This window comes from Pseudomonas sp. HS6 (assembly GCF_023375815.1).
Taxonomy (GTDB): Bacteria; Pseudomonadota; Gammaproteobacteria; order Pseudomonadales; family Pseudomonadaceae; genus Aquipseudomonas.
The window spans coordinates 902,633-920,155 of record NZ_CP067412.1; the positions used below are offsets into that span (position 1 = coordinate 902,633).

The window sequence follows — 17,523 nt, forward strand, 5'->3', positions numbered from 1 at the left end:
TCAGGCACCCGCCAGGTGCACCACCAGCTGAACGATGCCAAACAGCGTCAGGGCAAAAACAGCCGTGAACGCAATGCCAAGGAAGATGAAGTGGCTGGGCTTGCCGTGAGTGAAATCCCTGGCCCGGTTCTTGCCGCTCTGCACACCGAACGCCGCCGCCATGACGCTTTGCAGCATCTGCCAGAAGGTTGGTGGCTTGTTGTCGACTGGATCGTCCATATATCCCCCCGTCTTGAAGTAGGCCCATTGAGCATAGTCAATCCTGCGACATGAGCAGGGGCGCGGGCCGAAAAGCCTGGTAATGCATCACTTCGTCTTCTGGTAACTATCTACCGCAAGCCGATTCTTCGCACATGGTGTTCTGACGCGCCTATTTACAGGAGCGAACCCATGTCTGAAGTTTCTCCGCCGGATGCGACGACGGCCCGAACCGAACACCGGCACATTACCCGGAGTATCCACGCAGCTTTACTGGAACAGTCCATTCCCGACTGGCTGACGGAGGCCACCTCACAACGCCGGCAAGCCATGAAACGGACGGGGGGCGCACTGCCGGACTGGTATCGAAAAGCCTCAAAACAGCAACGCAAACACGTGCACGACAGCTACGTGGAGAGTTTTCGTGCCCAGACGCGCCTGGACAAAACCCTGGCCGGTTTGCACGACATCCACACCTTCGCCAAACCGCTGTTGACGGGCTTGTTGAAGGAGCGGTTCAACGTCGAACTGGACGTCGATAACACCTTCCTGCAGTTGATTCAGTCGATACGGGCCGGCATACGGTCAACGGAAATTGGCCAGTTCGAATTCTCGAAAATGTCGTTGCTGCAGGCTGCACTGCATAATTTCGAGGCGTCTGAGTGTGAGGCCGGTGCGTTTCATGAGCTGTCGGGTTTCCTCATCAAGTCACAGGAGCCGGGCCTCCTGGAGCACATCCGCCCGGCAATGACGGTATCGCGATTCATGAGCGCATGTCGGGCGCTGGACATTGGCGGGCAATATCAGCGCTACTTGAAGGACTTTCTGTATGCCCGCAGTCCCGAAGCGCAACAGCTTCTTCGCGAGCAGTTCATCGCTGCCCGCAAGACCGCCCTGCGGGCAGCCGCCGAACAGGCGTTGTTGCGAAAGGATATCGAGCCTGTGGACTACACCTCGATCCTGGCGATCATCGCGGGAGCGCTTCAACCTCGCCAGGGTAACCGGCGCCTATGGTTTTGCGAGCTGAGCCTGATGAGAAGGCGTCTGACCGGTTGCCTGTGGCTGGCGATCGGCATGCGGCACGAAATTCCCGAGCACCAGATTCTTTATATCCCCGACGACCCTCACCACCCGTTGAAACGTTACAGGGCTGACGAGGTGGAGCCCATGTTCAAGCAGCGCTTCACCGCTCGCGACGGCGCGTCAGCCGAAGATGGCAGACCGACGGTTTATCAACGGTTTTTCAGCCGTTTTATGGCCTATGCAGACCGCCCGTATTACTTCAGCCAGTTCACCCGTGACGCTTCGGATGCCAGGTTCAAAAACAAGTCTGCTTCCTGGCTTGCCCGGGTCAATGCATGGATCAATGGCATGAGCCCCTTGCCCAATACCTTGGTCGATAACGTACCTGCGGCACCGAAAATCAACCAGGAACCCGAGGGGGATCCGTTTCTTGCTCCGGTCAACATGCCGTTCAAGGGGCTTGGCTTCTGGGATGACAATATCGACCCGTGGGATTACCTGTTCACGCGTCATTGCGAGCAAATGATCGAAGATGCGCGCCATTACGCCGTGCCTGCGGCGGATGTCGACGCCGCGGCGCGCAAGACGATGCTTTCAAAGTTACTGTCCATTGGCATGTTCGCGCTGAACACGGTGTCGATGCTGATACCGGTGCTGGGCGAAGGGATGATGGGGATCATGGCCTGCCAGTTGCTGGAGGAATCCATCGAAGGCATAGCCGATTGGGCCGATGGGGATCGGCATGCGGCCAAGGAGCACCTGGTGGATGTTGCGCAGAATCTGGCGTTGCTCGGGCTGACGGCCGGTGTCGCAAAGGGATTAGCCAGGGTACGACCGGTGGACGCCGTGCCGGCCATCGAAGATTTGCATCCGGTGACGCGAGCCGACGGTGAAACCCGTTTGTGCAAGGCCGATCTGAATGGCTATGAGCGCGCGGTTGCCTTCGATCCCGATGTCATGCCCGATGCCCGTGGGCAATATGAGTGGCAGGGCAAGTATTACATTCGATTGGCGGGCAAGGTCTACGAACAGTATTACGACAGGACACTCAAGCGCTGGCGCATCCGTCACCCTGACGATCCACAGGCCTACCAGCCGGTATTGTCACATAACGGTGCCGGTGCCTGGCGCCATAGCCTGGAGAACCCGCTGACGTGGAACCGCCTCACGCTGCTGCGGCGCATGGGGCACGTCTCCGATACTTGCTCCGACGCAGAACTGCTGAAGATCGCCGATATCAGCGGTGTCAGCGACAACGCGTTACGCAAGATGCATATGGATAATCTGCCTCCGCCGCCGGAGCTGGCCGAAGCGTTGCACTTGTTCGACACCGACCGCAACGTTGCGCAAGTCATCGAACAGCTTGAGACCGGACATGCCATCGATCACCGTTATCTCTACATCATGCCGTTGATCGCCGAGCTGCCGGGCTGGCCGGCGGGGCGGACTCTGGAGGTCTTCGATGCTTCACATCTGCCAGGAACCTCCGTCAAATACGGGTCTGAGCGGGTCAGGCCGGATACTCCGTACAAAGCGCCCATCCGCATGACCCGGTCCGACATCCTGAGTGGCGGGTTGCCGGCGCGAGTCCTGGAGGCGCTCGACGAGTCAGAAATCAATGCAATGCTCGGCGAGGCAGTCGCAAAAAATCGGCCATGGCGACCTCAGGCGTTCAGAGACCAGATTGCCGCTTACGCCCAGACTCGTCGCCCAGCGTTGTTCGAAAGCCTCTATCGGGATACCGAGACTCTGGATCATTGGGTCGACACATTGCAGAGGGTATCTCCGGGCCTCAGTGATTTCGCCGCGCAGGATATTCTCAATCACGCCGATGCAGGTGATCTGGCTTCGCTGCACGCCACCGGGCGGGTGCCGCGCAAGATGCTCGACGAGGCACGCTGGCATGCACAGCGAGGACGTTTGACCCGGGCTCTGGCGGGATTGCACATGGAACACATGATGCCGGCGGACACGCGGCGCCTGGCCTTGCACACGCTGAGCCGGTTGCCGGGCTGGACCGATGAAGTGCGTCTGGAAGTACGCGAGGGGAGCATCGCGGGACGGAGGCTCGACAGTATCGGCAGCGAAACCGCCGCGTTGCGCAATTATGTAGTCAAGAGGGGCCCGGTTTATCAGGCATTCGATGAGCAGGGACGGTCGCTCAATGATGTGCCTTTGTCAGGGAACAACTTTTATTCGTCGGTGATGCAGGCCATTCCCCATGAGACTCGACAGGCACTCGGGGTCGCGCACAGTGCCGGGCTTCAGCGTGCAATTGTTCAGTACGCCAAGGATCACGTGAGTGACATCGCGGCAATCATGGCTCCCGAAGGCCAGGGCGGTCGAGTGTTCAAGCCGCCGGAGCGGATCAATGCGCGACGGTTGGGGTACTACGCCAGTGGTGAAGGGGCGATCGGTACAGCGGGTGTCAACCCGGCCTTGATGGTTCGGTTGTTGCACCTCTATCCCGAACTCAAAATGTCCAGAGCGAACAGCATTTTGCTGGAACTGATGAGCGCCGGAAAAAGCGATGCAGACATTCTTCAGTCGTTCGAATCGCTGCGAAGTGAATGGCTGCAGCTCGAGCAAACGCTGGAGGAGTGGGTCAGCGCGGGAGCAGATCTTCATCAGAGAAACAGGGTCGCGGTCAGCCTGAAAGAGAGTTGGCGAAAAAAGCCTGTCGCCCAAGACCATCCTGCTTATCGTACGCTCGAGCTGGTCAGTGCTGAGCCGTTGCCCGAGCTGTCGGCGGATCTGTCCCATGTCACCACCTTGCGTCTGCGATCACCGGGCTCCACCGACCTGCAAATGCGCAGGCTGCTGCGCAACTTTCCCGATCTGCAGTACCTCGACCTCAGTGAAAATCGATTGATCGTCAATCCGATTGCACCTGAAAACGCCGGTCGGCTGCTTGAACTCGACCTGCGCGACAACCCGTTGTACCGGCTCGATGTGTCCGCGATGGTGCGCCTGGAAAAACTGATTCTGAAAGGCACACGGCTTCAGACGTGGCCGCAGGGTGCCGAGAGCCTGCGCAAATTGAACTGGCTGGATTTGCGTGAAACCGGGATTTCCACTTTGCCCGCCGCCGCGCTGGCCCGTGACGACCTGATGCTCAATACCAACCTGACGGACGCGCCTCTGACCGCTGACAGTCGACTGCAACTGCAAACGGCTCAGCAACGATGCGAAGTGGTCTTGAATCTGCCAGAAGGGGCTTTGGCGCGGTTTGCCCTGGAGGACGTTCCTGAGCCCGACACGCGAATATTCGAAAACGGCACGTTGCTCGCGAGCCGCTTGTTGCCTTTGCCGACGGAGCTGCCCGGCGGTGAAGCGGTAACTCGACAATTGAACGGCTGGATTTTTTCACGTCGAACGGGGAGTGCACTTTTCGGCGGACGCTGGACCTCTTCTGAAGCGCGGCGTGACGCCGCGCTGAAAATCATCGAGTGCTGGAAAAAGGGTCGGATGCATGAAACTGGCCACGCCGCTCAGATCCTGGATCTGGTCAACATCGCCGGATTGGGAGCTTTGCCCCGGCTGTCGCCTGAGTTCGCCCACGTGCGGGAGCTGAGCTTGAGGGGGCTGGGATTGAACGGCGCTGATGTTCATGGATTTCTCTCGGCATTCACCGAGTTGCGCTCGCTGGATCTGGGTATCAACGATTTTCACCAACTGCCGCAGGCCGTTACCGCCATGGAGCGGATGGAGAGCCTGGGATTGTCGGGTAACCGATTCGACGACTTTTCAGCGCTCGCTCAGGATTTGGGTCGTCTGCCGCAACTGAAATGGCTGAAGTTGAACTACAACCGCGTGAGGGCATTCAACGGCGCGGCGTTGCGGGGTTTGCCGGCTTTGCGAAGGCTGGAGCTGAGCTTCAACGGTATGAAACAGTTCGAAGGGCCTGTCGGCGATTCACTGGAGGTACTTCACTTGAATGGCAACGACCTGCGGCGATGGCCCGACGGTGTGCTACAGGCCGAGCGTCTCGCAACCTTGAATCTGACAGGCAATCCGATCAGGGACATTCCCGTCGAGGCTTTTGACGGGAACCATGATCGGTTGCTGGCCGGGACACACATGTCCGGTACGTGGCGCTCTCTGTCGTCCGATAGCCTTATGAGGTTGAGGGCACACCTGAACAGGGTCCGCGGTGAAAGGGTGTTGGGAATCTCGCGGGAGGTGCTGGAGAAATGGATCGCCGACAGCCGGTGGGATGAGTTAGGTGATTCGTCCAGCAGCGAATCCGATCGCTAGAAGTGCTGCGTCTGTGCCCTTGTGTCGGCTCACGCTGACACAAGGGTTTGCACCAGTGGATCAGTTGTCGTAACCCAGGTTCGGCGCCAGCCAGCGCTCGGTCAGGCTCAGTTCCTGACCCTTGCGCGAGGTGTAGCTCTGCACCTGATCCTTGTCGACCTTGCCCACGGCGAAGTACTGCGCCTGCGGGTGGGCGAAATACCAGCCGCTGACCGCTGCCGCCGGGAACATCGCGTAGTGTTCGGTGAGGAACACGCCGCTGCGGCCGGCGCGCATTTCCTGGGCCTCAGGGTCGAGCAGGGCGAACAGGGTGGCTTTCTCGGTGTGATCCGGGCATGCCGGGTAGCCCGGGGCAGGGCGGATGCCGGAATACTGCTCTTTGATCAGCGCCTCGTTGTCGAGGGTTTCATCCTTGGCGTAACCCCAGTGTTCTTTACGTACCTGCTGGTGCAGCCACTCGGCGCAGGCCTCGGCAAGACGGTCGGCCAGCGCCTTGACCATGATCGAGTTGTAGTCGTCGCCAGCGTCCTGATAAGCCTTGGCCACTTCTTCGGCGCCGATGCCGGCGGTGGTGATGAAACCACCGACGTAGTCGGTCACTTCGCTGTCCTTCGGCGCGACGAAGTCGGCGAGGGAGAAGTTCGGTTTGCCGTCGGTCTTGATGATCTGCTGGCGCAGGTGATGCAGGCGCGCCATTGGCTTGCCGTCATCGCCGTACAGCTCGATATCGTCGTCGTGCACCTGATTGGCCGGCCAGAAGCCGAACACCGCACGGGCGCTGATCAGCTTCTCGTCGATCAGCTTGGTCAGCATCTCGCGGGCGTCCTTGTACAGCGAGGTCGCCGCTTCACCGACCACTTCGTCTTCGAGGATGCGCGGGAATTTGCCGGCCAGGTCCCAGGAGATGAAAAACGGCGTCCAGTCGATGTACTCGGCCAGAACATTGAGATCGATGTTGTCCAGCACGCGGCTGCCGGTGAACGTCGGTTTGACCGGGGTGTAAGTGGCCCAGTCGAACTGTGGTTTCTTGGCGATAGAGGCCGCGTAGCTCAGGCGCTCAGTGCGGGCGCTGCGGTTGGCAGTGCGCTCGCGGACTTCGACGTATTCTTCGCGGGTCTTCTGGACGAAACCGGCTTTCAGTTCCTTGGACAGCAATTGCGTCGCCACGCCCACGGCGCGGGAGGCGTCGGTGACGTAAACCACCGCGTCGTTGCTGTACTTCGGCTCGATCTTCACCGCCGTGTGCGCCTTGGAGGTGGTTGCGCCACCGATCATCAGCGGCAGGTGGAAGTCCTGGCGCTGCATCTCGCGGGCCACGTGGACCATCTCATCCAGCGACGGAGTGATCAGGCCGGACAGGCCGATGATGTCGCACTTCTGTTCCTTGGCCACTTGCAGGATCTTCTCGGCCGGGACCATCACGCCGAGGTCGACGATGTCATAGCCGTTGCAACCCAGCACCACGCCGACAATGTTCTTGCCGATGTCATGCACGTCACCTTTTACGGTCGCCATGAGGATCTTGCCCTTGGCTTCCGGCTTGTCGCCTTTTTCCAATTCGATAAACGGAATCAGGTGAGCCACGGCCTGTTTCATCACACGGGCGGATTTAACCACCTGTGGCAGGAACATTTTGCCGGCGCCGAACAGGTCGCCGACGATGTTCATGCCGGACATCAGCGGGCCTTCTATCACTTCGATCGGGCGGGCGAAGGACTGACGGGACTCTTCGGTGTCTTCAACGATGTGGGTGGTAATGCCCTTGACCAGTGCATGTTCCAGACGCTTGTTGACGTCCCAGCTGCGCCATTCTTCGGTCTCGGCTTCCTTGACGCTGCCATCGCCCTTGTACTTGTCGGCGATGGCGAGGAGGGCGTCGGTGCCTTCCGGCGTGCGGTTGAGGATTACGTCTTCAACGGCGTCGCGCAGTTCTTGCGGGATCTGGTCGTAGATCTCCAACTGGCCGGCGTTGACGATACCCATGGTCAGGCCGGCGCGGATCGCGTACAGCAGGAACACCGAGTGGATTGCCTCGCGCACCGGGTTGTTGCCCCGGAACGAGAACGACACGTTGGACACGCCACCGGACGTCAGTGCATACGGCAGTTCGTCACGGATGTAGGCACAGGCGTTGATGAAGTCCACAGCGTAGTTGTTGTGTTCTTCGATACCGGTGGCCACGGCAAAGATGTTCGGGTCGAAGATGATGTCTTCCGGCGGAAAGCCGACTTCGTTGACCAGGATGTCGTAGGAGCGTTTGCAGATTTCTTTCTTGCGCGCTTCGGTGTCGGCCTGGCCGGCTTCGTCGAACGCCATCACCACTACCGCGGCGCCGTAGCGTTTGCACAGCTTGGCGTGGTGGATGAACTGCTCGACGCCTTCTTTCATGCTGATCGAGTTGACGATGCCCTTGCCCTGAATGCATTTGAGGCCGGCTTCGATCACGTCCCATTTCGAGGAGTCGATCATGATCGGTACGCGGGAGATGTCCGGTTCGCCGGCAATCAGATTGAGGAAGGTCACCATGGCCTTCTTCGAATCGAGCATCCCTTCGTCCATGTTGATGTCGATCACCTGGGCGCCGGCCTCGACCTGCTGCAGGGCGACCTCCAGGGCTTCGGTGTAGTTGTCTTCACGGATCAGGCGGGCGAATTTGGCCGAGCCGGTGATGTTGGTCCGCTCACCGACGTTGACGAACAGCGAGCTGCGGTCGATGGTGAACGGCTCCAGACCCGACAGGCGGCAGGCCTTTGGAATGTCCGGAATCTGCCGTGGCGCGTAACCGGCGACGGCTTTGGCGATGGCTTCGATGTGGCCCGGCGTGGTGCCGCAGCAACCGCCGACGATGTTGAGGAAGCCGCTCTGGGCGAATTCTTCGATGACTTTGGCGGTTTCCACCGGCAGTTCGTCGTACTCGCCGAATTCGTTCGGCAGGCCGGCGTTCGGGTGCGCTGAAACGTGGGTGCTGGCCTTGTCCGACAGCTCTTCCAGGTACGGGCGCAGTTCACGGGCGCCGAGGGCGCAGTTCAGACCGACCGAAATCGGCTTGGCGTGCGCCACGGAGTTCCAGAACGCTTCGGTGGTCTGGCCCGACAGGGTGCGGCCGGAGGCGTCGGTGATGGTGCCGGAAATCATGATCGGCAGTTCGATGTGCAGTTCTTCGAACACGCCTTGCACGGCGAAGATCGCAGCCTTGGCGTTGAGGGTGTCGAAGATGGTTTCGATCAGGATCAGGTCGGCGCCGCCCTCGATCAGGCCTTTGGTGGCTTCGGTGTAGTTCTCCACCAGCTCATCGAAGGTGACGTTGCGGTAGCCCGGGTTGTTGACGTCGGGCGACAGCGAGCAGGTGCGACTCGTAGGACCGAGCACGCCGGCGACGAAACGAGGCTTGTCCGGGTTCTCGGCCGTCTTGGCGTCAGCGACCTTGCGCGCCAGTCGTGCGCCTTCTACGTTGAGTTCGTAGGCCAGCTCTTCCATGCCGTAATCGGCCATGGAAATGCGGGTGGCGTTGAAGGTGTTGGTTTCCAGGATGTCGGCGCCGGCATCCAGGTAGGCTTTCTCGATGCCGCCGATCACGTCGGGACGGGTAATGACCAGCAGGTCGTTGTTGCCCTTGACGTCGCTCGGCCAGTCGGCGAAACGCTTGCCGCGATAATCCTGCTCTTCGAGCTTGTAGCTCTGGATCATCGTGCCCATACCGCCATCGAGTATCAGGATGCGCTCTTTGAGGGTTTGCTTGAGAGCTTGAAGGCGGACGCTGCGATCGGACATTGGGACTACTCGAAAAAGACCATGACGAAGGAGCGGGATCATAACAAACCTGTGCGGATTTAGAGCATGTGGCGCTTTTGCATGAATATCGCTCATGTTGGCACGGGCGTCATAACGGTAGAATCGCGGCGTTTTTATTCAGGATCAGGATCAGGGATATGTCGTACCGCGTCGTCAGCATTTTCTTGCTGTTCTTAAGCTGGGGCGCCGCTGCGCAGCAACCCTCGATTTCGCCTTCTATTTCCTATACCCGTGATATCCAGCCGATCTTCACCGAGAAGTGCGTGGCCTGCCATGCGTGCTACGACTCCGCCTGTCAGCTGAACCTGGGCAGCGGTGAAGGCGCGGCCCGTGGCGCAAGCAAGATGCCGGTCTACGATGGCGAGCGTACTCAGGCGGCGCCGACCACGCGGCTGTTCTACGACGCATTTGGCAAACGTGCCTGGCAGCAGAAAGACTTCTATTCGGTACTCGACGCCCAGGGCAGTCAGGCCGCGCTGATGGCGCGCATGCTGGAATTGGGGCACAAAACGCCGCTGACTCCCAACGCCAAGTTGCCGGAAGACATCGTGCTGGGGCTCAATCGCGAAAACATGTGCGCGATGCCCGCCGAGTTCGACGGCTATGCCGGCGCCCACCCGAAAGAGGGCATGCCGCTGGCGGTGACCGGCCTGACCGATCAGCAATATCAGACGTTGCAACGCTGGCTGGCGTCCGGCGCTCCTATCGACGAGCAAGGCCTGGCGCCGAGCGCCAAGGAAGCGCTGCAGATCGTGCAGTGGGAAAACCTGCTCAACCAGCCAGGCGCGCGGGAAAGTCTGGTCGGGCGCTGGTTGTTCGAGCACTGGTTCCTGGCGCACATCTATTTCAAGGACGGCGAGCCGGGGCATTTCTTCCAGTGGGTGCGCTCGCGTACGCCGACCGGTCAGCCGATCGACCTGATCGCCACCCGCCGCCCCAATGACGATCCGGGGACCCAGGTGTATTACCGCCTGTGGCCGGTGCAGGGCGTGATCGTGCACAAGACCCACATCACCTATCCGCTGAGCGCGGCGAAGATGGCGCGGGTCAAAAGCCTGTTCTACAACGGCAACTGGCAGGTTCATGCACTGCCGGGCTACGGGCCGCAGAGCCGGGCCAATCCGTTCGCGACCTTCGAGGCGATTCCGGCCCAGGCGCGTTATCAGTTCATGCTCGATAACGCCGAATACTTTGTGCGCACCTTTATTCGCGGTCCGGTGTGCCGTGGGCAGATTGCAACCGACGTGATCCGCGACAACTTCTGGGCACTGTTCCAGGCGCCGGAGCATGACCTGTACATCACCGATCCGAACTATCGCGGCCAGGCCACGCCGTTGCTGGCCATGCCGGGGCAGAACGACGACGTCGGCAGCGTCCTGAGCCTGTGGCACGACTATCGCAACAAGCGAAACCAGTACGAAGCCCTGCGCCGGGACAGCTACGCCGACCAACCGGCGCCGAGCTGGTCGACCCTGTGGGCGGGCAATGACAATGCGCTGTTGAGCATCTTCCGCCACTTTGACAGTGCTTCGGTGACCAAAGGCCTGATCGGCGAGGTGCCGCAGACCATGTGGCTGTTCGACTATCCGTTGCTTGAACGCACCTACTACCAGTTGGCGGTCAACTTCGATGTGTTCGGCAACGTCTCCCATCAGGCGCAAACTCGCCTGTATTTCGACTTGATCCGAAATGGCGCCGAGCAGAACTTCCTGCGCCTGATGCCGGCCGACTCACGCGAGGATTACCTCGACGATTGGTATCAGAGCAGCGGCCAGTTCAAGATGTGGCTGGATTATGAATCCATCGACGACGACAAGCCGACCGCGCTGAAACTCGACGAAAAAGACCCTAAGCACGACTTTGCCATGCAGTTGCTTGCCCGATACGGCGACCTCAACGCACGGCCCGATCCCATCAACCGCTGCGTGGATGCCTACTGTTCGCGGCCCAACATAGACCCGGCGCTGCAAAACGCCGAACAGGCCCTGAGTCGCCTGACGGCTCGCCCTGCAGCTGGGTTGAAGGTGATCGATCAATTGCCGGAAGCCACCATGCTGCGCATCGAAACCCGCAGCGGCAAGCGTGAGGTCTACAGCCTGCTGCGCAACCGCGCCCACAGCAACGTGGCGTTCCTGCTGGGCGAGTCGCTGCGTTATCAGCCGGGGCTCGACACCCTGACCATTTATCCGGGTGTACTCAGCAGCTACCCGAATTTCATCTTCAACATCCCGGCGGATCAGGTGCCAGCGTTTGTCGATGCCATGGAAAGCGCGAAGGATGCGCCGCAGTTCGAGAAGATCGTCGAACGTTGGGGTATTCGCCGCAGCCATCCGCAGTTCTGGTTCTACTTCCACGATCTGAGCCAGTACATCCATGAAACCGACCCGGTGGAAGAGGGCGTGCTGGATATGAACCGGTACGAGAATCTTTGATCTTTCGAGATCGGCCTGCTGTCCGAACCCTTAGGGGCACCGTAATCCATTGTGGGAGCGGGCTTGCCCGCGAAGGCGTCGTCACATTCAACACTGATGGTGACTGATACTCCGCTTTCGCGGGCAAGTCGAGTCGTCGCACCGCCGCTCCCACAGGTCCAGTGGTGCTCCCCAAATCCTGGACGGGAGCGCCATCGATGTTGATTTCAGTGCAGGCCCTGCGAGCGCTCGCCGCGTGGACGGTGGTCTGCCATCACTTCATGCAGATTTTCTTCGACTTCAAGGCGCGCGGGCCGATAGGGCAGTTGTTCATCGACAAAGGCGCGGTGGGCGTCGATATCTTTTTTGTGATCAGTGGGCTGGTGATTTTCCTGTCCACCGAAGGCAAGGCGCTGCCGCCGGCGCGGTTTCTGCTGTATCGGCTGTTTCGGATTGTCCCGGCGTATTGGCTCTACACCGTGCTGATGGCATTGCTGGTGGTGTTTGCCCGACCGCTGCTGCCGGATCAGACGGTGGACTGGAGCCATTTGCTCCTGTCGTTGCTGTTTATCCCGACCGAGAATCCCGGCGGCTACGGGATCTATCCGACCCTGAATGTCGGCTGGACGCTGAATTACGAAATGCTGTTCTACGTGTTGTTCGCCTGGGCGCTGTTGTTCCGGCTACAAGTCCGGTTATTAGTGGTCGCGGCGCTGTTGTTTGCGGTGTGCCAGGCGTGGACCGGGTTTGGCTGGGTCAGCGAGTTTTATCGCTCGGACATCGTTTATGAGTTCCTGTTGGGGATTGGCATCGGCATGCTCTATCGTCGCGGCTGGATCGGGCCGGCCCTCTGGCTGCCGTTGCTGGGGATCGGTGCGGCGTTGCTGGCGATCTATCACCTGTCGCCGGAACCCCGATTGCTGAATTGGGGCGTACCCAGCGCAGTTCTGGTCATGGCAAGCATGGCGCTGGAGCGCCATGTCGAACGCAACAGGTTGCTCAAGCTGCTGGGCGACTGTTCGTACTCGGTGTATCTGATGCACGTGCTGGTGCTGTCGGCCGGTGGTTATCTGGCCCGACGTTATGGGATCAACCCGTATTCGATGTTTTTTGTCTGCGCGCTGGCCATCGGTATCGGTTCGTGGCTGAGCTACGAATGGGTAGAAAAACGCAGCTATCAGTGGCTTAAAGCGCGGATTGACGGTGAGCCTGGCGTTTAGCCGATTTGCGAACTATTCCTACGTAAATACTAGGACTTTGTGCCGCGCGCCGATTGGCGTAAACTCCGCCCCAAGCCTGCGAGGAGTTTCCATGACCGCTATTACCATTACCGACGCCGCCCATGATTACCTGGCCGATCTGCTGTCCAAGCAGAACACCCCGGGTATCGGCATCCGCGTCTTCATCACCCAGCCTGGCACCCAGTACGCCGAAACCTGCATTGCCTACTGCAAGCCGGGCGAAGAGAAACCTGAAGACACTGCGCTGGGGCTGAAAAGCTTCACCGCTTACATCGACTCGTTCAGCGAAGCGTTCCTCGACGATGCTGTCGTCGACTACGCCACCGACCGCATGGGCGGCCAGCTGACCATCAAGGCACCAAACGCCAAAGTACCGATGGTCAACGCCGACAGCCCAGTCAACGAGCGCATCAACTATTACCTGCAAACCGAAATCAACCCGGGGCTGGCCAGCCACGGCGGTCAGGTCAGCCTGATCGATGTCGTTGAAGACGGCATTGCCGTGCTGCAGTTCGGTGGCGGTTGCCAAGGCTGCGGCCAGGCGGACGTGACTCTGAAGGAAGGCATCGAGCGCACCTTGCTCGAGCGCATTCCGGAGCTCAAGGGCGTTCGCGACGTGACCGACCACACGCAGAAAGAAAACGCCTACTACTAAGGCGTTCGCTGCGGCATAAAAAACGGCGCCCCGTGAGCGCCGTTTTTTTTGCGTGAAATTCAAGAACCTTCGCGAGCAAGCTCGCTCCCACATTGGACCTTTGTCGTTCACAAATCCTCTGTGGGAGCGAGCTTGCTCGCGAAGTGGTCTTCAGGGGCGATACAAATGCGCATGCCCCGCGCGATACAGCGACGACTCACTGAAATGATCGCTACCCAACACCCGTCCAACCAGAATCAACGCCGTTCGCCGAAACCCCTTGGCGGCCACTTTCCCGGCAATATCCTCCAGTGTTCCCGTCACCCAGTCCTGATCCGGCCACGTCGCCCGGTGGATCACCGCAATCGGGCAGTCCGCTCCGTAGTGCGGCAGCAACTCGGCAAGGATCTTCTGCAAATGATTGACCCCCAGATGAATCGCCATGGTCGCCCCGTGCTGCGCCAGGTTGCCCAGTTCCTCGCCGGCAGGCATCGCGGTCTTGTCCGCGTAACGGGTCAGGATCACGCTTTGCGAAATGTCCGGCAGTGTGAGCTCGGCGCCTAATAGCGCGGCGCAAGCGGCGGTGGCCGTAACGCCGGGAATGATCTCGAACGGGATTTCCAACTCGCGCAGATAGCGAATCTGCTCGCCGATGGCGCCATACAGGCTCGGATCGCCCGAATGCACGCGCGCCACATCCTGGCCTTTGGCGTGGGCGTCCTTGATCAGATCGATGATCTGTTCCAGGTGCAACTCGGCGCTGTTGACCACGATTTCAGCCGAATGACCGTCCAGCACTGCCGTGGGCACCAGCGAACCTGCATAGATGATCACCGGGCAGCTGCGGATCAGCCGCTGGCCTTTGACAGTGATCAATTCCGGGTCGCCGGGGCCGGCGCCGATGAAGTAAACGGTCATCGTTGGATCCTGTGAAAGTAGGGCAGGTCGAGGCTTCAAGAGCACTTCAGATGAAGAATGCTCATGATCGAAAGCGGGGATTATCGGGAATTTATGCCGCGCCGGCCAATGCCAGGGTTGCCTGGGCGTATTTTTGCCGGGAAATCAGCAGTTTTGCCGGGGCCTGGATCAGTTGTTCGGCAAGCGCCAGTGCGGCACTTTCCGCCACGCCGTAGCAACCGGTGCGTTCGAAAGCGATCTGCGAATGATGACTAAGGCGTTGCTGATAACTGGCCAGCTCTTCGCTGCTGAAGTACAGCAACGGCAGCGCCAGTTGTGCCGCCAGTTCTTGCAGTCCGGGTTCGTCGCGTTTCAGGTCGATGCTGGCCAGCGCTTTGACCGCATCGAGTTCGATGCGATGGGCCTGCAGAGCCTGGTCGAGCAAGGCGCGCAGCGTACTGGCCGGGCAGCCGCGCTGGCAGCCCAGGCCGACCACAAAGGTCGGCGCTGCGCTGTCATCGGTCATGCGTGGTATTGACCATCGCTTTTGCGGCGGAACAACCAGGCGCTGATCAGGCCCAGGGCCAGCCAGAACGCCACGTTGGTCAACTGCGAAGCGATTTTGAACTGAGCTTCCAGTGCTTCCGGCGCGAGCATCGAATGCACTTGCGGTTGCGGAGCACCGATGATGTGCGGCACGGCGAGGATCGCCACGCCGAGGATCTTCAGCAGCCAGTTGCCACCGAACACGATCAAGGCCAGGCCAGCAGCGGTAGACGCGGCAGTACCGATCCACCACATCTGGCGCGACGCCAGGTCTGCGGCAGCGGTGCCCGGCAGTTCAGGCGGCAGGCCCAGTGTCGGGGCGAGCACGAAAGTCGCGTAACCCGCCAGGCCCCAGAGCAGGCCTTGCGAGGTTTTGGTCGGCGCACGCAGCGTGTAAAGACCGGCCAGCATCAGGGCGAACCCCACGGCCACGACCAGATTGCCGCCAGTGGTGGAAACCACGCGTTGCCAGCCATCTTCCGGCTCCCAGGCTTCGGCATCGTGGGTGTGGGCGGCGGTGCCGGCGGCGTGTTCGTGGACTTCGGCAACCGGCTCGGCTTTCTCGAAGGTCTCTGCCTGGAGAATCAGCGGCGACACCCAAAAGCTTTGCAGCAACGTCAGGAGCAGGGCGGCCAGAAGGCCGGTGAAACCTGCGGTCTGCGCAATACGCTTGATCATGTCGTCAGGTCTCAGTGGCACGGGAACGCGGCGCTGTGGCGGGTATCGTGCGCGGCGTTGTGCACCGCTTCGATGTGCGAGAAACCGGCGAAGTAGACCAGGCTGGCACCCAGGATCGACGCGAAGACCGCAGCGGTCAGGCGTTGGCTCAGGGTGGTGGTGCTGGAGATTTTGTCCGTATTGCTGCCGGTGCTGCTGATGATCGACATGGCGCTTCCCTCTGGAGTGTCAGCGGGTGAACGGTGCGCATGAAAACCCCTGCGAGTCGGGCACGCAGAGGTTCGAACAGCGCCCGCCCACCGCGGGTTTGTTATGTTCAGTGACGCAAGATGCGCACTGTGTGTTGCGGGCCGGTCTCCGGGCTCACGAGGGGTTGGCGTCAGGCCGACCTGCAAGCGTCACCTTCCCATGCCCGGGGGCACAGTGGATCTGACACTTCGCTCGCTTACCGTTGCGGGGGCAGCACCGGACTGACATGGCTTTAGAGTAAAGCACATGATTCACCGGTTTCCCGTTTCACCCTGTGAAGGGCACCCGTAACAAGTTGTGTAGGAGACCATGAGGGGGGGATTTGAGTCAATTGGGATTGGGGGCATATCCGTTGCTGCGGTAACGGCTTCTTAGGGTTCCGCCCTTACGGCGGGTCACTTTTGACAAACGCCTCAAAAGTAACCAAAAAGGCTGCACCCTGACGTTCGGCCCCTCGCTGAGGCTCGGGGTTCCTTCGCTCCGGGATTGATCCGGGGGCATCGCCTACGGTTTGCTTCGCTGCACCTCCTCTCGATGTGTTTGGCTTCGCCAAACGGTCGCTGCGCTCCCACCCCCGGATCAATCCCTCCACTCAGCCTGCCGACGGGCCTTGAGGTCAAAAGCTTCACTTGAGCTAACGCTCATCGTTTTGAGTGGGGAGGGGCATGGCGTGTTCGGCTTTGGTTTTGTGGTGGATTCACCCCTCACCCCAGCCCTCTCCCCTAGGAGAGGGAGCCGATTTGTGGGCTTTTCAACGCCTGAGTTCAACGCGGTATCGCATGTCGGCGTACCTCTGCCAAACCACTCGATCAGCTCCCTCTCCCCGAGGAAAGGGAGCTGATTCGTGTGTTTTTCAAAACCTGAGTTCAACGCGATATCGCACGTCGGCGAACCTCTCCCAAACGCCTCGATCAGTCCCCTCTCCCTCCGGGAGAGGGCTAGGGTGAGGGGCTCTTGATCTGGATTTTGCTCTGGCTCTGGCTCTGGCTCTGGCTCTGGCTTTTGATTTTTTGCCCCTTCGGCAGGCCGAGCGGAGGTGTCCATCAGGGGGTAGGCGCGCAGCGCCGTGCGGCGTAGCCGCATACATCGAGAGGAGGTGCAGCGAAGCAAACCGTAGGCGATGCCCCCTGATAGACACCGTAGCGAGGGAACACTGAGCCTCTGCGAAGTGCCGTACGCCGGGGCCAAGACTTTTTGGTTACTTTTGACTGGGCCGGCATTCCGGGCGTTTGTCAAAAGTGACCCGCCGTAAGGGCGGAACCCTAGGAAGCCGTTACCGCAGCAACGGATATGCTCACAAATCCCAAAACCGAAAAACAACGCCCATTGACCCATCACGAACCCATGCGTAGCCTTGCGCTTTCGAGGTTCTTCGGCCCACGCCGAAGCTAAGAAGGGAACGCGGTCCAAGCCGCGGCTGCCCCCGCAACTGTGAACGGTGCTGTTCGCTGCCACGCCACTGCCAACTCAACCCAGAGCCAGCGGGAAGGCGCAGCGAAAACCGGGCCAAGGCCCGAACACCGTCAGCCAGGAGACCTGCCTCGTCACAGATTCTCACTTTCAACCGGGCGGGGTGATCCGGTGGCGAACTCTCCAG

The 17,523-nt window shown here is 60.2% G+C and carries 10 protein-coding genes and 2 riboswitches; of the genes, 4 read left to right on the forward strand and 6 right to left on the reverse strand.

Annotated elements, in window-relative coordinates; translation table 11 throughout:
* Positions 1–219, reverse strand: coding sequence for a DUF2970 domain-containing protein (locus JJN09_RS04200; protein ID WP_096819961.1), 219 nt, complete (start codon positions 217–219; stop codon positions 1–3).
* 171 nt (positions 220–390) lie between these two features.
* Here JJN09_RS04200 and JJN09_RS04205 point away from each other — a divergent pair, with 171 nt between their 5' ends.
* On the forward strand, positions 391–5,478 hold the full coding sequence (locus tag JJN09_RS04205; protein WP_249485866.1) for a leucine-rich repeat domain-containing protein: 5,088 nt from the start codon (positions 391–393) through the stop codon (positions 5,476–5,478).
* Positions 5,479–5,538: 60 nt separating this feature from the next.
* On the opposite strand, the gene metH is transcribed toward JJN09_RS04205, so the two are convergent.
* Positions 5,539–9,249 carry a methionine synthase gene (gene metH, locus JJN09_RS04210; protein ID WP_249485868.1) on the reverse strand — a complete coding sequence of 1,237 codons (3,711 nt, stop codon included), beginning with the start codon at positions 9,247–9,249 and terminating at the stop codon, positions 5,539–5,541.
* 158 nt (positions 9,250–9,407) lie between these two features.
* On the opposite strand from metH, the gene JJN09_RS04215 reads away from it, so the two are divergent.
* The 3 genes from JJN09_RS04215 (at position 9,408) to nfuA (ending at position 13,577) form a co-directional block, all read left to right on the forward strand.
* On the forward strand, positions 9,408–11,702 hold the full coding sequence (locus JJN09_RS04215) for a fatty acid cis/trans isomerase (protein WP_249485870.1): 2,295 nt from the start codon (positions 9,408–9,410) through the stop codon (positions 11,700–11,702).
* A 197-nt stretch (positions 11,703–11,899) separates the two neighbouring features.
* Complete coding sequence (locus tag JJN09_RS04220; RefSeq protein ID WP_249485871.1) at positions 11,900–12,901, forward strand: acyltransferase; 1,002 nt, start codon at positions 11,900–11,902, stop codon at positions 12,899–12,901.
* 91 nt (positions 12,902–12,992) lie between these two features.
* Positions 12,993–13,577 carry a Fe-S biogenesis protein NfuA gene (nfuA, locus tag JJN09_RS04225; RefSeq protein WP_003225494.1) on the forward strand — a complete coding sequence of 195 codons (585 nt, stop codon included), beginning with the start codon at positions 12,993–12,995 and terminating at the stop codon, positions 13,575–13,577.
* Between the two features lie 150 nt (positions 13,578–13,727).
* Here nfuA and cobM read toward each other — a convergent pair whose 3' ends face one another.
* From cobM to JJN09_RS04245, 4 genes are all read right to left on the reverse strand, one after another.
* Positions 13,728–14,474 carry a precorrin-4 C(11)-methyltransferase gene (gene cobM / locus JJN09_RS04230; RefSeq protein ID WP_249485873.1) on the reverse strand — a complete coding sequence of 249 codons (747 nt, stop codon included), beginning with the start codon at positions 14,472–14,474 and terminating at the stop codon, positions 13,728–13,730.
* A gap of 91 nt (positions 14,475–14,565) precedes the next feature.
* Positions 14,566–14,979: a cobalamin biosynthesis protein gene (locus tag JJN09_RS04235; protein ID WP_249485875.1), complete on the reverse strand. Its 414-nt coding sequence runs from the start codon at positions 14,977–14,979 to the stop codon at positions 14,566–14,568.
* The gene (locus JJN09_RS04240) at positions 14,976–15,677 is read right to left on the reverse strand and encodes a CbtA family protein (RefSeq protein ID WP_249485876.1); all 702 of its coding nucleotides are present in this window, start codon (positions 15,675–15,677) and stop codon (positions 14,976–14,978) included. The genes JJN09_RS04235 and JJN09_RS04240 overlap by 4 nt, the downstream gene beginning before the upstream one ends.
* Before the next feature lie 11 nt (positions 15,678–15,688).
* Complete coding sequence (locus tag JJN09_RS04245) at positions 15,689–15,886, reverse strand: CbtB domain-containing protein (protein ID WP_249485877.1); 198 nt, start codon at positions 15,884–15,886, stop codon at positions 15,689–15,691.
* A 121-nt stretch (positions 15,887–16,007) separates the two neighbouring features.
* Positions 16,008–16,230, reverse strand: a riboswitch (cobalamin riboswitch).
* A 1,044-nt stretch (positions 16,231–17,274) separates the two neighbouring features.
* Positions 17,275–17,485, forward strand: a riboswitch (cobalamin riboswitch).
* Positions 17,486–17,523: the final 38 nt, after the last annotated feature.

Coding starts and splice junctions, on each gene's coding strand:
- JJN09_RS04200 (WP_096819961.1), bottom strand. CDS start 219: ATGGACGATCCAGTCGACAACAAGCCACCAACCTTCTGGCAGATGCTG.
- JJN09_RS04205 (WP_249485866.1), top strand. CDS start 391: ATGTCTGAAGTTTCTCCGCCGGATGCGACGACGGCCCGAACCGAACAC.
- metH (WP_249485868.1), bottom strand. CDS start 9,249: ATGTCCGATCGCAGCGTCCGCCTTCAAGCTCTCAAGCAAACCCTCAAA.
- JJN09_RS04215 (WP_249485870.1), top strand. CDS start 9,408: ATGTCGTACCGCGTCGTCAGCATTTTCTTGCTGTTCTTAAGCTGGGGC.
- JJN09_RS04220 (WP_249485871.1), top strand. CDS start 11,900: ATGTTGATTTCAGTGCAGGCCCTGCGAGCGCTCGCCGCGTGGACGGTG.
- nfuA (WP_003225494.1), top strand. CDS start 12,993: ATGACCGCTATTACCATTACCGACGCCGCCCATGATTACCTGGCCGAT.
- cobM (WP_249485873.1), bottom strand. CDS start 14,474: ATGACCGTTTACTTCATCGGCGCCGGCCCCGGCGACCCGGAATTGATC.
- JJN09_RS04235 (WP_249485875.1), bottom strand. CDS start 14,979: ATGACCGATGACAGCGCAGCGCCGACCTTTGTGGTCGGCCTGGGCTGC.
- JJN09_RS04240 (WP_249485876.1), bottom strand. CDS start 15,677: ATGATCAAGCGTATTGCGCAGACCGCAGGTTTCACCGGCCTTCTGGCC.
- JJN09_RS04245 (WP_249485877.1), bottom strand. CDS start 15,886: ATGTCGATCATCAGCAGCACCGGCAGCAATACGGACAAAATCTCCAGC.